The following is a 14,574-nucleotide window of genomic DNA, read 5'->3' as shown; positions in this document are numbered from 1 at the left end:
CGGCGCGGTCGGCGACGGCTGTGCGGAGATACTGTTGAAGAAGTCGATGTTTTGGTCGGCGCGTTGTTGAGCGAGAGGCGGCCGCGCGCCGTTTTCTTTCACGTTGGCACTGTTGCTGGCACCAACTTCGCCAGTTTCCGGAGGTTTTGAGCTGTTGCTGCGAGTTGGAACTGTTCGGTTGCGCCTTTGGGTCCTCGAAGCCGCATCATCTGCACGCCGATGTATCGTTTCAGGTGGGCAAAGAGCATTTCAACCTTCCGCCTTTGGATGAACGACGTCATGTAGGCATCTGTTTTTCGGATATCGCGAGCGACGTCTCGGGCGGCTTCGTGAACGGACCGCATAAGGCGTCTGCCGTCGTCCTTCGGACAGCATTGCGACTTCAGAGGGCATGCGTCGCAATCGTGCTTTGAGGCTCGGTATCTGATGAACCCGTCTTTGCTGCCATTGGGCTTTCGCGGTTTTGAGAAGTTCCGCCGATATGTTTGCAAGGCTTTGCCGGTCGGGCAAGTATAGCTGTCGGTCGCCGGGTCGTAGACAAAGTCTTCGCGTGAGAATGTGCCGTCAGTTCGTTTTGACTTATCCCAGACCGGAATGTGGGGTTCGATTTGACGTTCGTCCACAAGCCAGCCCAACATCTCGGCTGATCCGTAACCCGTATCACCCACAAGCTTGTCAGGTTTGATGCCAAACCGCTCATGTACACGATCGATCATCTCCCTTGCTGCCCGCGCCTCTGCAGGCCGGATCGGAGCCGTCGGCTCGACGTCCACGATGACTGCATTATCCAAATCGACCATATAGTTAGTGGAATAGGCAAAGTAGGCGGCTCCCCCGTCAGCCCCAGTCCAACGCGCTGCTGGATCAGCCGGTGAGATGTATTTGGGGACGACCTTGGTCGCAGCACCGAAGGCCACATCATCCAGCGTCTCGAGATATTCGTCGACGGCACGGGACGTCAGATCTGCTGGCAGTCCGTCTTTGCTTTCAACGCCGCGCGTCTGGTTTGCATTCGCGGGGATCAGACTGGCATCAACACCAAAGCTGTGGCCGCCAACCAGCCCCTCATCCATGCAGCGCTGCAAAACGACCTCGAACAAATGTCGGAACAAACCGCTCTCGCGGAAACGGCCATGCCGGTTCTTAGAGAATGTCGAATGGTCGGGCACTGGATCAGCCAAATCAAGCTTACAAAACCAACGATACGCCAGATTGACATGAACCTCTTCGCAAAGCCGTCGCTCGGAACGGATGCCCTGACAATAGCCCAACAACAGCATGCGGATCATCAGTTCAGGATCAATCGAAGGGCGGCCATTGGCACTGTAGTATGAAGCGAGCAAGGGGCGCACACCTGTCAGATCAAGGAAGCGATCAATTCCCCGGACGGGATGATCCTTCGGCACAAAACTCTCGATCGAGAACTCATAGAACAGCGCGCCTTGCGCAACTTGCCTTGGACCCATCATCGCCGAACCCTCCACCCTCAAAACAAGTGAATCAGAGCGTGCGCGGCCAATCAACGGACTTTTTCAACAGTATCCGGATCGTCTTGCCATTGGCGTCTTCGCGCACAACCACGGCCTGTTCCATGTCGGCCGCAACCGCAAGGCAGGCACCGGGTTCGTTCAGGCGGCGCAGGATCCGGGCGGATTCGGCCTGCATTTCATCATCACTTGGCAGGTTTGGGGATGTCGGTCGGGCGCGCGAGGCAGCGGGCATTTGGGCGTGCTCCTGTTTCGTTGAGGTCGGGGCTGTCTTGGGCTTCCGGGCGGCGTCCGGGGTCAGACCGCCAAGCGTGTTCAGCGCCTGATCCACCAGCCAGTCATCGCGCCGCGATTCAAACTGACGCACCTGGCGCAGGATGGTCGAGGCATGGCAATCCGCCTGCCGCGCAAGCGCGCGCAAGGATTGCAAGCCCACGGTATGCGACAGGTAATGACGCGCCGATTTCGGCACCCATCCCGGCAGATGTGGCAATGGCCCGTGATCAGATATTGCAGTCGGCATTCTTGGTTCCCCCCGGCAAATGCAGAAAAATATTGTCTGAACAATGATGCTCGATTCTGCGGATTTGTATAAAATTGTAAACAATCGTGAGTTGCAATTGTTACCGACTTGTTAACAATCCGAACGGTAGATGTCGATTAAATGATAATTCCTAACAACCTAAGGCTGCGTCGGCCGCCACTACCCCAGCTTACGCAACACCCGGCGTGCTGCCCGCATGATGGATATGTGCAACTATCCTTGGGGGATGACATGACCGACAGACTTGAAAACCTGCGCCGCCCGCGCCTGCTGATCCGTGCAGCGCGCTTTGGGCTTGCCACCTATCGGCGCGACCGGGATCTGAAGCGGCTGATCCCGTCCGTGGTGCCGCCATCCCCGGCCCGCGCGGTCGAGATTCTGATGGATCATGAAGCCGATATCGAGGCCAACCGAACCTCGCAATATGCCACATACAAGGTGGCCGAACACGTGAGCATCCTGACCGCGCTGATGGCCGAAGCGCTGCTTGCCGCGGCCAGCGCCGCGCCCGCCCTAATTGAAACCAAGGCGCTTAATGCACCGCTGCCCGCCAATGTCGTGCGACTGCGGCCCGGGCCGCGCCGTCAGCTCATCGTGTCCGGCAACTCCGATTTGCGCCGCGCCACATAGTCGTTCAACTGGTCGAGGATACCGGCGTCCAGCGCCGGTGCCTCGTACCGCGCCAGCATCGCCGCCACTCGGGCCGAGGCGAGCACTTGCGTATCCCGCGCGCCTTCCTCGTCCCAGGTCTCGAACGGTTTGTAGTCCAGCAATTCGGACCGCCAGAATGCCGATTTGAAGTTCGCCTGGGTGTGGGCGCAGCCAAGATAATGGCCCCCCGGCCCCACTTCGCGCAGGGCGTCCATTGCTTGCGCATTTTCGTCATGCTGCACGCCCGCCGCCATCCGGTGCAGAATGCCCAGCTGGTCCGCGTCAATCACGAATTTCTCGTAAGAACTGACCAGCCCGCCTTCCAGCCAGCCGCAGGAATGCAGCATGAAGTTGACCCCCGCCAGCAGCCCCGCGTTCAGCGAATTCGCCGTCTCATACGCCGCCTGCGCGTCCGGCAGTTTCGAGCCACAGAACGACCCGGCCGACCGATACGGCAGCCCAAGACGGCGCGCCAACTGCCCCACGCCATAGGTGATCTGCGCGGCCTCTGGCGTACCAAAGGTCGGCGCGCCCGAGTTCATGTCGATCGACGTCACGAACGCCCCCATGATCACCGGCGCACCGGGGCGCACCAGCTGCGAATAGGCGACCCCGGCCAGAACTTCAGCCAGCACCTGTGTCAGCGTGCCGATGACTGAAACGGGCGCCATCGCGCCCCCGACAATGAACGGAGAGACGATGCAGGCCTGCCCGGCGGCTGCATAAACCTCCAACGCGCCCATCATTGTCGCATCAAACGTCAGCGGAGAGTTGATGTTGATCAGCGATGTCATGACCACGTTGTTGTCGACGACGTCCTCGCCAAACATAATCTTGGCCATGTCCACCGAATCTGCCGCCCGGCTGGGTTCCGTGACCGAGCCCATGAACGGCTTGTCCGACAGCGTCATATGGGCGTGCAGCATGTCCAGATGGCGTTTGGAGACCGGAATATCCGTCGGCTCGCAAACCGTGCCGCCCGAATGGTGCAGCCATTTCGACATATAGCCCAGCTTCACGAAATTGCGGAAATCCTCCATCGTCGCATAGCGCCGCCCGCCATCGGCGTCGCGCACGAATGGCGGGCCGTAAACCGGGGCCAGCACCAGGTCGCGCCCGCCGATATTGACGTTTCGTGCCGGGTTGCGCGCGATCTGGGTGAACTGCGCCGGCGCAGTCTTGCACAGCTTGCGCGCCAGCCCGCGCGGGATATGCACGCGCTCGCCCCGCACATCTGCCCCCGCGTCGCGCCAGCGTTCGAGGGCGGCGGGGTTGTCGGGGAAGTTGACGCCGATCTCTTCCAGAACGACCTCGGCGTTTGCCTCGACAATCTCCAGCGCTTCGGCGCTGATGTAATCCATGTCCGGGGTGGTGCGGGTGATTGGGGGGACCATTTCGATGTGATGCGCTGTGCGCTCGGCCCGCCGGGCCGCCCCGCCGCCCGAGCGTCCGCGTCTGCTGCGTTCCGCCATGTCCCGATTCCTTTGACCGTTGGGTTGTCGTATTCCCGGTCATAGCGCGCAATGCGCCGCCCGAAGTCGCGATTTGCGCCATTTGCGTTGCGTTCCCGACACTGGCAACCATCGCGATGTCGGGAAAGGGGTCTTATGCGGTCGGTTTGCGCTTGCCAGCGGGCGCAGCACAGGCAACTTCGGGCCGGGACAGGACCAAGGGAACAGGCACATGAAAATCGGATTTATCGGGCTGGGCAATGTCGGCGGCAAGCTGGCGGGCAGCATCCTCAGAAACGGATACGACCTGACGGTGCGGGATCTGGACATGGGGCTGGCGCAGCCGTTCCTGGACCATGGCGCGCATTGGGCCGACAGCCCGGCAGAAATGGCCCGCGGCTGCGACTACATCATAACATGCCTGCCCAGCCCCGCCGCCTGCGCCGAGGTGATGGAGGGGGCCGGTGGTCTGCTGGAAGGACTGTCCGAGGGCAAGATCTGGGCCGAAATGTCGACCACCGACGCGGCCGAGGTTCGCCGCATGGCCGAAAGGATCGTCGCCAAAGGCGCGCAGGCCATCGACTGCCCAGTATCCGGCGGCTGCCACCGGGCGGCGACGGGCAATATCTCGATCTTCGCGGGCTGCACGCGCGACACGTTCGAAGCTGCCCTGCCCGTTTTGACCACGCTGGGACGACGGGTTCTGCACACCGGGGAAGTTGGAAGCGCTTCGACCTTGAAGGTGATGACCAACTTTTTGGCGACCGCAAATCTGCTGACCTGTTGCGAGGCGATGGTGACGATGAAGGCCGCCGGGCTGGACCTTGCCACGACGTATGAGGCGATCAGGATCAGCAGCGGCACCAGTTTCGTGCATGAAACCGAAAGCCAGGTGATCCTGAACGGCAGCCGCGATATCAACTTCACCATGGACCTTGTGGCCAAGGATATCGGGTTGTTCCAGAAAATCGCAGATGAGGCGGGCGTGCCGCTTGAAATCTCTCCGTTGATGATCGAGATTTTCCGCGACGGCATGGCGCGCTATGGCGAACGCGCGCAATCCGATGATATCATCAGGCGCCTGGAAGAGGCGACAGGTCTGGACATCACCGCCCCGGGCTTTCCGGCCGAGATGCTGGATGATGAACCCGAAGAACCCGGGTATGAGGTTGGACTGCGATGACGCCCGAGCGCCGGATCAAGGATGCATTGCGCAGGCTGACCGGGCGGCCCACCCGCGCCGATGAACAGGCGCGCTATGTCGAGTTTCTGCATATCAGCAAAACCGCCGGCGGTCAGATCAAGCACGTGGCCAAGCAGATCAATCAATCCACGGACAGCGTCTTCATTCGCACCCACGAGCATCCAAAGACATTGATGAAGCTGCGCGCAGGTCACCGGTACTTCTTTTCGATCCGCGAACCCGTCAGCCGGTTCCGATCAGCGTTCTATTGGTGCAAAACCGGTGAGTTTCATTCCGCACCCCGTGATCTGGAACCGGATGAGAAAGCGGCCTTTGCCCATTTCCCCGAAGCCAATGATCTGGCCGAAGCCTTGTTTGATGACGGAAAACGCGGCCAGCATGCGCGCGCAGCGATCATGTCGATCAATCACTGTTTCACATCGCAGGTCGACTGGATGCGCGGGCGCGGCGCGTTTCTGGACCTGCGCCCGCCCGTGTGGATCATCCGGCAGGAACGCTTTGACGACGATCTGAAGGAATTCATGGCCCGCATCGGGTTCGAGGGCGCAATCTCGTTAAGCGATGATCGCGATCAGGCGCATCGCGTCGATCACTCTGCCGCGCCAGCAATCAGCCCACGCGGGGCGGAAAACCTGCGCGCCTGGTACGTGCAGGACGTGCATTTTCATCGGGCCTGCTGCGATTGGCTTGATGCGGGCGGCGTCAGCCCAAGCTAGGCAGCAGGCTGTCGACGCTGGCTTTCGCATCGCCATAGAACATGCGAGTGTTTTCCTTGAAGAACAGCGGATTCTCGATCCCCGAATACCCCGTCCCCTGCCCGCGTTTGGACACGAACACCTGTTTGGCCTTCCAGCATTCCAGCACCGGCATTCCGGCGATCGGGCTGTTGGGGTCATCCTGCGCAGCCGGGTTCACGATATCGTTGGAGCCGATGACGATGGCCACATCGGTGTCGGGGAAATCGGCGTTAATCTCATCCATTTCCAGCACGATGTCATAGGGTACTTTGGCCTCGGCCAGCAGCACATTCATGTGGCCGGGAAGCCGTCCGGCGACCGGGTGGATGGCAAAACGTACGGTCTTGCCTGCAGCGCGCAGTTTGCGCGTCAGCTCGGCCACCGATTGCTGGGCTTGCGCCACGGCCATGCCATAGCCGGGGATGATGATCACACTTTCCGCGTCTTCCAGCGCGGCGGCCACGCCTGCGGCGTCGATTGGCACCATCTCTCCGTCGATTTCCTGCGCGGGGCCTTTGGTGCCGCCGAAGCCGCCAAGGATCACGCTGACGAACCGCCGGTTCATTGCCTTGCACATGATATAGGACAGGATCGCGCCCGAGGATCCGACCAACGCCCCGACCACGATCAGCAGGTCATTGCCAAGGCTGAAGCCGATCGCCGCCGCCGCCCAGCCAGAATAGCTGTTCAGCATCGAGACGACGACGGGCATATCTGCGCCGCCGATGCCCATGATCAGGTGATAGCCGATGAACAGCGCCGCCAGTGTCATCAGGATCAGCGTCCAGCTACCCGACCCGTTCAGGTACATCAGGATCAACAGCAGCGACAGCGCCGCCGCCGCCGCATTCAGCAGATGACCTCCGGGCAGTTTTTTCGCCACGCCGTCGACGCGCCCGGCCAGTTTGCCATAGGCCACGACCGATCCGGTGAAGGTCACCGCGCCGATCCAGATGCCCAGGACCAATTCAACTTTCAGAATTGCAATCTCGACCGGGGTTTTCTTGGCGACGAGTTCGGCAAACACGCCCTCGACCCCTTCACCAGCGGCTTTTGCCGCCTCGACCATGCCGATGGTCAGATCGGCGTTGAAGCCGACGAAGACCGCCGCCAACCCGACGAGCGAGTGCATGATCGCCACAAGTTCGGGCATCTGCGTCATCTCGACTTTAGCGGCAAGCTGGTATCCGACGACCGCGCCAATCGCGATCAGGATCAGCGATAGCAGCCACAGGCCTGCGCCGGGGCCGATCAATGTGGCGACAACCGCCAGCGCCATGCCGACAATGCCGTACCAGATCGCGCGCTTGGCGCTTTCCTGGTTTTTCAGCCCGCCGAGGGCCAGGATGAACAGGACCGCCGCGACCACGTAAGCCGCTGTTGTGAAACCGAAATCCATCTGTTCGTCCCCTTATGACTTCTGGAACATGGCAAGCATGCGCCGTGTAACCAGAAAGCCGCCAAATATGTTCACCGCCGCCATCAGGATCCCCAGCGCCGCCAGGATCATGATGATCCAACTGCTGGAACCGACCTGCATCAGCGCCCCCAGAATAATGATCGAGCTGATTGCGTTCGTCACCGCCATCAGCGGCGTGTGCAGCGAATGCGCGACGCCCCAGATGACCTGGAAGCCGACGAAGCAGGCCAGCACGAAGACGGTGAAATGGGCCATGAAACTTGCCGGGGCGACCAGCCCGACGGCCAGCAGCAGAGCCGCGCCAATGGCCAGCAGGCCGACCTGATTGCGGGTTTCGGTCTTGAACATCCGCACCTCTTCGGCGCGTTTCTGTTCGGGCGTCAATTCGACCGGTTTCGCCTTTGCGGGCGGTTTGGCGATGGCCGCGACCTTGGGGGGCGGTGGCGGGAATGTCACCTCACCCCCATGGGTCACGGTCGCGCCGCGGATCACGTCATCTTCCATATTGTGGTTGATCACGCCGTCATTTTCCGGCGTTAGATCGTCCATCATGTGGCGGATGTTGGTGGCGTAGAGTGTACTGGATTGCGCCGCCATCCGGGACGGGAAATCGGTATAGCCAATGATGGTGACGCCGTTGTCGCTGACGATCTTCTCATCCGCGACGGTCAGTTCGCAATTGCCGCCTCGTTCCGCCGCCAGATCGACAATGACGCTGCCGGGCTTCATCAGCTCGACCATATCCTTGGTCCACAGCACCGGCGCATCGCGGCCCGGGATCAGCGCCGTGGTGATGACAATGTCGATATCCGGCGCAATCTCGCGGAATTTCTCAAGCTGCTTTTCGCGGAATTCCGGGCTAGAGGGCGCGGCATAGCCGCCTGTCGCCGCCGAATCCTGGCTGGATTCCTCGAAATCCAGATAGACGAATTCCGCGCCCATGGATTCGATCTGTTCGGCCACTTCCGGGCGCACATCGAAGGCATAGGTGATTGCACCCAGTGAGGTTGCCGTGCCAATCGCCGCCAGCCCCGCGACCCCTGCCCCGACAACCAGAACCTTCGCGGGCGGCACCTTGCCTGCCGCTGTGATCTGTCCGGTGAAGAAGCGGCCAAAGTTGTTCCCGGCCTCGATCACCGCGCGGTATCCGGCGATATTCGCCATCGAGGACAGCGCGTCCATCTTCTGCGCACGGCTGATGCGCGGCACCATGTCCATCGCCACAACGGTCGCACCGGTCTTGGACGCCTGACCCAGCAATGCCTCGGACTGAGCGGGGTAAAAGAACGAGATCAGCGTCTGTTCCGGCGCAAGGCGCTTAACCTCGGCCGTGGTGGGCGGCTGCACCTTGGCGATCACGTCCACGCCCTTCCACAGGCCCGGCGCGGTCTTCTGCACGTTCACCCCTGCTTCTTCATATACCGCATCCGTGAACCCGGCTGCGGCGCCGGCGCCGGCCTCAATCACACAGTCGTGCCCCAGTTTCTGCAAGGCGCGCGCGCTGTCCGGCGTCATTGCAACGCGGGCCTCGCCCTCGGCGATTTCTTTCGGTGTTCCGATTTTCAAGTCGCGCCCTCCGGGTAACAATGTTGCGGCATAATTACGCCCCCGGTTGCAATGCGCAACAGCCTCTTTGACGCAGCGCAAACCAGCCATGCAAAATTCACACCTGACAATGCCCGCGCAGCCGGTTACAATATAGTTTAACGCTAAACCATTTGTAGCCCGGGGAGGGAACTGCACCAATGGCCGCACGAAAGACGACGAAGAAAACCGCCAAGCCGAACGTGTCGAAAGACGAGCTGCTACACTATTACCGCGAGATGCTGTTGATCCGGCGGTTCGAGGAAAAGGCAGGCCAACTGTACGGGATGGGCCTGATTGGTGGGTTCTGTCACCTTTACATCGGCCAGGAAGCCGTCGTTGTCGGGTTAGAGGCCGCTGCCGAAGACGGCGACAAGCGCGTCACCAGCTATCGCGATCACGGGCATATGCTGGCCTGCGGGATGGACCCCAAGGGCGTGATGGCGGAATTGACCGGGCGCGAAGGGGGTTACTCCAAGGGCAAGGGTGGCTCTATGCACATGTTCTCGAAAGAGAAGCATTTTTACGGTGGCCACGGGATTGTGGCGGCTCAGGTGCCGATCGGGGCCGGGCTGGCGTTTTCCGACAAATACCGTGGCAATGACCGCGTGACCTTTGCCTATTTCGGCGACGGGGCGGCCAACCAGGGTCAGGTGGCCGAAAGCTATAACATGGCCGAACTTTGGGACCTGCCGGTGATTTTCGTGATCGAAAACAACCAATACGCCATGGGCACCAGCGTCAAACGCGCCACCAAAAGCCCCGATTTCTGGGAACGCGGTGCCGCCTATGGAATCGAAGGCGAAGCGGTGGACGGCATGGATGTTCTGGCCGTGAAAGCCGCCGGAGAGAAGGCCGTCGCCCACTGCCGCGCGGGCAAGGGCCCCTATATTCTGGAAATCAACACCTATCGGTATCGCGGACATTCCATGTCGGACCCCGCCAAGTACCGCACCCGTGAAGAGGTTCAAAAAATGCGCAGCGAACGCGACCCGATCGAGGCTGTGCGCGACCTGCTGCTGACAGGCAAACACGCCAGCGACGCCGACCTGAAGGCCATCGACAAGGAAATCAAAGACATCGTGAACGAAGCTGCCGAATTCTCCAAGGAAAGCCCGGAACCTGACGTGTCCGAATTGTGGACAGACATCTACGCCCAAGAAGCCCCGCAAGAGGAGGACGCCTGATGCCACATTTTGAGATTCACGTATCCGATGTCGAGGCCGGCAAGAAATTCTACGGCGGGCTGTTCGGCTGGCGGTTCGAGGCGATGCCGATGGGCGAAGACATAGATTATCACCTGATTGAAGGCAGCGACATCGGCATGGAAAAAGATGTGACCGGAGGGATGATGCGTCGCATGGGCGACGCGCCCGACGCCGGAGCACCGGTGCGCGGCGGCACCATGACCTTTGACGTCGACGATTGCGACGAACGCTATGAATGGGCGTTGGCCAATGGCGGGGCCGAAGCGATGCCGCCCACGGACATGCCCGGTATCGGGCGCTTTGCCTATGTCGAAGACGGACAGGGCAACATCGTCGGGATGATCAAATCGGAAGGGAGCGCCTAGAATGGCCACAGAAATACTCATGCCCGCGCTCAGCCCGACGATGGAAGAAGGCACGCTGGCCAAATGGCTGGTCAAGGAAGGCGACGAGGTCGCCTCGGGCGATATCCTGGCCGAGATTGAAACCGACAAGGCGACGATGGAATTCGAAGCCGTCGACGAAGGGACCATCGGCAAGCTGCTGGTCAGCGAAGGCACCGAAGGTGTGAAAGTGAACACGCCAATCGCGGTGATGATCGCCGATGGTGAAAGCGCCGATGATGTGGAAACCGCAGGCGCAGCCCCGGCAGCATCGTCCGCCCCGGAACCCGAAGCCGCCAAACCCGCCGCCGCGCCGAAAGCGCCGGTCGCGGTCGCCGCAGTCGAACCGGATTATCCGGAGGGCACCGAAATGGTGACAACCACGGTCCGCGAAGCCCTGCGTGACGCGATGGCCGAAGAAATGCGCCGCGCGGAAGAAGTGTTCCTGATGGGCGAAGAGGTCGCCGAATATCAGGGCGCCTACAAGATCTCGCAAGGATTGCTGGACGAATTCGGCGCGCGCCGGGTTATCGACACGCCAATCACCGAACACGGTTTTGCCGGGATCGGCGTCGGCGCTGCCTTTGGCGGCCTTCGCCCGATTGCCGAGTTCATGACGTTTAACTTCGCCATGCAAGCCATTGATCACATTATCAACTCTGCCGCCAAAACGCTCTATATGTCCGGCGGGCAGATGGGATGTCCCATCGTGTTCCGTGGCCCCAACGGGGCCGCTGCACGGGTCAGCGCGCAGCACAGCCATGACTATGCCGCCTGGTATAGCCAAGTGCCGGGGCTGAAGGTGGCGATGCCGTATTCGGCGGCGGACGCCAAGGGCCTGCTGAAATCAGCAATTCGCGACCCCAACCCGGTCATCTTTCTGGAAAATGAAATCCTCTATGGCCAGTCGTTCGAGGTGCCGAAACTGGACGACTTCACCGTTCCCTTCGGCAAGGCGCGGATTTGGCGCGAAGGGTCGGACGTGACGCTGGTTAGCTTTGGAATCGGCATGAAGTACGCTTTGGAAGCCGCTGATAGATTGGCAGAAGATGGCATTTCTGCCGAGGTGATTGACCTGCGAACACTCAGGCCGATGGACACCGGCACGGTGATCGAAAGCGTCAAGAAAACCAACCGCTGCGTGACGATTGAAGAAGGCTTCCCGGTCTGTTCAATCGGCAACCACATCTCGGCCATGCTGATGCAGGAGGCGTTCGATTACCTCGACGCGCCTGTGATCAATTGCACCGGCAAGGACGTGCCCATGCCCTATGCCGCGAACCTGGAAAAACTGGCCCTGGTCACCACTGATGAGGTGATTGAAGCTGTTAAGACAGTGACTTACAGATGAATGCTAAGCTGAAACATTCGCCACTGTGCAGCCGCGATGGCGGCTGTGAGTTGTATTTCACCGTCAAGAAGGATGCCGCGAAGTTTCGTGTGACAGTCCCGCGCGATATGCTGGACGACGCATGTGGACAAGCCGCGACCGAAGCGTCCCGAAAGGCCTGGGCGAAAGCCAACATGCCGACCATGCTGCAGATCGTTGAAAAGCGACCCAACACCGTCAATCAGCCCCCCTTCAACCAAATTCTGGTCGAGGAGATCAGCTAATGCCCACAGAAATCCTGATGCCCGCCCTGTCACCGACGATGGAAGAAGGCACGCTTGCGAAATGGCTTGTCAAAGAGGGGGACGAGGTTACCTCGGGCGACCTGCTGGCCGAGATTGAGACCGACAAGGCAACGATGGAGTTCGAGGCCGTCGACGAAGGGACCGTTGGGAAATTGCTGGTCGCCGAAGGCACCGAGGCCGTGAAGGTCAACACGCCGATTGCCGTGTTGCTGGCCGACGGCGAAAGCGCGGATGACGTTGCTGCGCAGCCAAAGCCCGCTGATAAGAAGGCGCCAGAAACTGTTGAAAAAGAAGAAGTATCTGCGAAGCCAGCGACCCCCGCCCTGGCGCAATCAAACGGCATTGGCGGCACATCGGGCGGACCGGGCGACCGCATCTTCGCCAGCCCACTGGCCCGACGCATCGCTGCCGATAAGGGGTTGGATCTTGGCAGTATTTCCGGTTCGGGACCGCATGGCCGGATCGTGAAGGCAGATGTTGAAAACCTGCAAGCCGGCGCCGCCGCAGCTGCACCACAGGCCGCCGCATCCGCAGCCCCGGCACCCGTCGCGTCAGCCCCCGCCGGACCCGGAGCCGAACAGGTTCTGGCGATGTATCAGGATCGCGATTTTGAAGAGGTCAAACTCGACGGTATGCGCAAAACCATTGCCGCGCGCCTGACTGAGGCCAAGCAGACGATCCCGCATTTCTACCTGCGCCGCGACATCCGTCTGGACGCTTTGCTGAAGTTCCGCAGCCAGCTGAACAAAGAGCTGGAGCCGCGCGGCATCAAGCTTTCTGTCAATGATTTCATCATCAAAGCCTGCGCCCTGGCTTTGCAGGACGTGCCGCAGGCCAACGCCGTTTGGGCGGGTGACCGCATCCTCAAGCTGACGCCCAGCGATGTCGCCGTCGCTGTCGCCATCGAAGGCGGCTTGTTCACGCCGGTTCTGCGCGATGCCCATCTGAAATCGCTCAGCACGCTTGGCGCGGAAATGAAGGACCTCGCCGCCCGTGCCCGCGACCGCAAGCTTGCGCCACATGAATACATTGGCGGCAGTTTTGCGATCTCGAACCTCGGAATGTTCGGAATCGACAACTTCGACGCGGTCATCAACCCGCCGCACGGATCGATCCTGGCCGTTGGCGCGGGTGTGAAAAAACCGGTGGTGGATGCGGCTGGCGGACTTGCCGTTGCGACGGTCATGTCAACCACGCTCAGCGTTGATCACCGGGTCATCGATGGCGCACTTGGCGCGGAATTCTTTGACGCAATCAAACGCAATCTGGAAGCCCCGATCACCATGCTTGCCTAGGAATTATTGGTTCATCGACGCCGCCCGGTTCAGGCTTGCCAAGGGCATCAGTCGCCGCGAGGCGGCCCCGGTCCGCGCCGTCAGGCGTGGATCAAACCTCGGCCTCGCCACCCGCGGCGTTCAGGATCTGATCCATGCTTAGCGCCGGTTGTTCACAGCCCGCTTCGCCGACGATCTTGGCCGGAACACCGGCGACCGTCTTGCATGGCGGTACTTCTTCCAAAACCACCGATCCGGCGGCAATCCGGCTGCAATTCCCGACCCGGATGTTGCCCAGAACCTTCGCCCCGGCCCCGATCAAGACACCGTCACCGATCTTTGGATGCCGGTCGTCATCTTCCTTTCCGGTCCCGCCCAGCGTCACCGAATGCAGCATCGAGACGTTGTCGCCCACCACCGCCGTTTCACCAATGACGATGGAATGCGCGTGGTCGATCATGATCCCACGCCCGATTCTGGCCGCCGGGTGAATGTCGATCCCAAAGACTTCGCTGATCCGCATCTGGATGAAATAGGCCAGATCGGTCCGCCCCGTTTTCCATAGCCAATGACCAACCCGGTAAGCCTGAACCGCCTGATATCCCTTGAAAAATAACAGCGGCTGCAAAAACCGCGTGCAGGCGGGATCCCGATCAAACACGGCGACGATGTCGGCGCGTGCGGCTGCTGCAAGTTCGGGATCATTGGCATAGGCTTCATCCGCAATCGCGCGGATCGTCTGTTCCGACAACTCGCGCGAGGCCAGCTTGATCGCCATCCTATAGGCCAGCGCCGTATCCAGCGTTTCGTGGCTCAGAACCGAGGCATGCATCAGCCCGCCCAGCCGCGCCTCTGCATCGATCGCACGGCGCGCTTCATCGGACACACGCTCCCAAACGGGATCCAGCGTCGACAGTTTTGTGCGCGATTCAGCCATGACTTGCCCTCCGGTTCAGACGCGTTCTACATCAGTTGGGCACGGCTGGCAAAAAGTCC

The 14,574-nt window shown here is 60.7% G+C and carries 13 protein-coding genes and 1 pseudogene; 8 read left to right on the top strand and 6 right to left on the bottom strand.

Translation table 11 applies throughout. The annotated features are described in order from the left end of the window. Positions 1 to 98: 98 nt before the first annotated feature. Positions 99 to 1,469 carry a transposase gene (locus GKR99_08480; GenBank protein NKB27574.1) on the bottom strand — a complete coding sequence of 457 codons (1,371 nt, stop codon included), beginning with the start codon at positions 1,467 to 1,469 and terminating at the stop codon, positions 99 to 101. A 31-nt stretch (positions 1,470 to 1,500) separates the two neighbouring features. Continuing rightward, positions 1,501 to 2,010 (bottom strand): hypothetical protein, encoded by a 510-nt coding sequence (locus tag GKR99_08475; GenBank protein NKB27573.1) that lies wholly within the window; start codon positions 2,008 to 2,010, stop codon positions 1,501 to 1,503. Between the two features lie 252 nt (positions 2,011 to 2,262). Here GKR99_08475 and GKR99_08470 point away from each other — a divergent pair. Continuing rightward, positions 2,263 to 2,520, top strand: a pseudogene (locus GKR99_08470) (hypothetical protein). 95 nt (positions 2,521 to 2,615) lie between these two features. On the opposite strand, the gene GKR99_08465 reads toward GKR99_08470, so the two are convergent. Further along, on the bottom strand, positions 2,616 to 4,154 hold the full coding sequence (locus GKR99_08465) for a trimethylamine methyltransferase (protein ID NKB27572.1): 1,539 nt from the start codon (positions 4,152 to 4,154) through the stop codon (positions 2,616 to 2,618). 211 nt (positions 4,155 to 4,365) lie between these two features. Between GKR99_08465 and GKR99_08460 the strand changes: the two genes are divergently transcribed. Continuing rightward, positions 4,366 to 5,316 (top strand): NAD-binding protein, encoded by a 951-nt coding sequence (locus tag GKR99_08460; GenBank protein NKB27571.1) that lies wholly within the window; start codon positions 4,366 to 4,368, stop codon positions 5,314 to 5,316. Continuing rightward, a complete protein-coding gene (locus GKR99_08455) occupies positions 5,313 to 6,053 on the top strand; it encodes a hypothetical protein (protein ID NKB27570.1) in 741 nt (246 codons plus the stop codon). Before GKR99_08460 ends, GKR99_08455 begins: the two co-directional genes overlap by 4 nt. Here the strand turns inward: GKR99_08455 and pntB are convergent. Further along, positions 6,040 to 7,473 (bottom strand): Re/Si-specific NAD(P)(+) transhydrogenase subunit beta, encoded by a 1,434-nt coding sequence (gene pntB / locus GKR99_08450; GenBank protein ID NKB27569.1) that lies wholly within the window; start codon positions 7,471 to 7,473, stop codon positions 6,040 to 6,042. The genes GKR99_08455 and pntB overlap by 14 nt on opposite strands. A 12-nt stretch (positions 7,474 to 7,485) precedes the next feature. Continuing rightward, complete coding sequence (locus GKR99_08445) at positions 7,486 to 9,060, bottom strand: Re/Si-specific NAD(P)(+) transhydrogenase subunit alpha (GenBank protein ID NKB27568.1); 1,575 nt, start codon at positions 9,058 to 9,060, stop codon at positions 7,486 to 7,488. A gap of 179 nt (positions 9,061 to 9,239) precedes the next feature. Here GKR99_08445 and pdhA point away from each other — a divergent pair, with 179 nt between their 5' ends. Genes pdhA through GKR99_08420 form a run of 5 tightly spaced genes read left to right on the top strand, consistent with a single transcriptional unit; the run spans position 9,240 to position 13,599 of the window. Then, on the top strand, positions 9,240 to 10,265 hold the full coding sequence (gene pdhA / locus GKR99_08440) for a pyruvate dehydrogenase (acetyl-transferring) E1 component subunit alpha (GenBank protein NKB27567.1): 1,026 nt from the start codon (positions 9,240 to 9,242) through the stop codon (positions 10,263 to 10,265). Continuing rightward, entirely contained in the window at positions 10,265 to 10,651 is a 387-nt protein-coding gene (locus tag GKR99_08435) for a VOC family protein (GenBank protein NKB27566.1), read from the top strand. The genes pdhA and GKR99_08435 overlap by 1 nt, the downstream gene beginning before the upstream one ends. Position 10,652: 1 nt before the next feature. Further along, on the top strand, positions 10,653 to 12,020 hold the full coding sequence (locus tag GKR99_08430; protein NKB27565.1) for a pyruvate dehydrogenase complex E1 component subunit beta: 1,368 nt from the start codon (positions 10,653 to 10,655) through the stop codon (positions 12,018 to 12,020). After that, positions 12,017 to 12,283 carry a hypothetical protein gene (locus tag GKR99_08425; protein NKB27564.1) on the top strand — a complete coding sequence of 89 codons (267 nt, stop codon included), beginning with the start codon at positions 12,017 to 12,019 and terminating at the stop codon, positions 12,281 to 12,283. Before GKR99_08430 ends, GKR99_08425 begins: the two co-directional genes overlap by 4 nt. Further along, on the top strand, positions 12,283 to 13,599 hold the full coding sequence (locus GKR99_08420) for a pyruvate dehydrogenase complex dihydrolipoamide acetyltransferase (protein NKB27563.1): 1,317 nt from the start codon (positions 12,283 to 12,285) through the stop codon (positions 13,597 to 13,599). The genes GKR99_08425 and GKR99_08420 overlap by 1 nt, the downstream gene beginning before the upstream one ends. 91 nt (positions 13,600 to 13,690) lie before the next feature. On the opposite strand, the gene cysE is transcribed toward GKR99_08420, so the two are convergent. Further along, on the bottom strand, positions 13,691 to 14,515 hold the full coding sequence (gene cysE / locus GKR99_08415; GenBank protein ID NKB27562.1) for a serine O-acetyltransferase: 825 nt from the start codon (positions 14,513 to 14,515) through the stop codon (positions 13,691 to 13,693). Positions 14,516 to 14,574 lie beyond the last annotated feature (59 nt).

Source organism: Paracoccaceae bacterium (assembly GCA_012103375.1).
In the GTDB taxonomy this organism is placed as follows: domain Bacteria; phylum Pseudomonadota; class Alphaproteobacteria; order Rhodobacterales; family Rhodobacteraceae; genus WLWX01.
Note: the sequence above shows the minus strand (reverse complement) of the source record. Positions and strands in the feature narration are given on the sequence as shown.